The sequence below is a fragment of the Marinobacter sp. UBA2498 genome (genome assembly GCF_002341575.1).
GTDB lineage: Bacteria > Pseudomonadota > Gammaproteobacteria > Pseudomonadales > Oleiphilaceae > Marinobacter > Marinobacter manganoxydans.
Window position 1 is genome coordinate 1 of the sequence record NZ_DDOI01000038.1, and the last position, 620, is coordinate 620.

General features: G+C 61.1%; 1 protein-coding gene. It reads right to left on the minus strand.

Going from position 1 to position 620, the window contains the following annotated elements:
• Positions 1 to 620: Mu transposase domain-containing protein (locus B2W52_RS04095; RefSeq protein ID WP_414673471.1), on the minus strand; the 620-nt coding region annotated here is incomplete at both ends.

Genomic DNA, 620 nt, shown 5'->3' on the forward strand with positions numbered 1-620 from the left:
AGGATGGATTCGATGCTCTTGTATCGGCAACTGCCCAGCATCAGGGCGCGTTGGCAGGCACGTTCTAATCGTGCCTCGCCGTAGCTCTGGCCCAGCCGGAGAATGCCCAGACAGGACCGATAGGCCTGTTGCGGATGCTTTCTTGCCCCCAGCGCGGTACGGATAAGCTTTTCAGTTGCCGGTCCAGTCTTGGCTGCCCAGGCGGTCAGTCGCTCTGGGGTCCACTCGCCGGCTTGGCGATGGGACTCCGGCATGTGAGCGGCGATGGTGCTATGCCGACCCTTCTGATCCGAACGCCGGTGGCTGGCGACCCGGTTGCCTCGGTGGAAGCATTCGATGGTGTTGTGGGTGATCCGGACCTCCACCTCTTTCTTGATCAGGGTGTAGGGCACCGAGTAGTAATGCCCATCGATGGCCACGTGGTAGTCGATGTGTACCCGGGCTTTTTTCCACTCGGCGTAGACATACGGCTCGGCGGGTAGCGGTTGTAGAACCGGCTGGTCCAGCTGTTTGAAGTGATCAAGCCGGCACCCGGGCAACTTGCGGAAGGGGCGGCTATTGAGCTTCTCCAACAGCTCACGGATGGTGGCGTTGAGCTGCCCCAGGGAGAAGTGCTGACG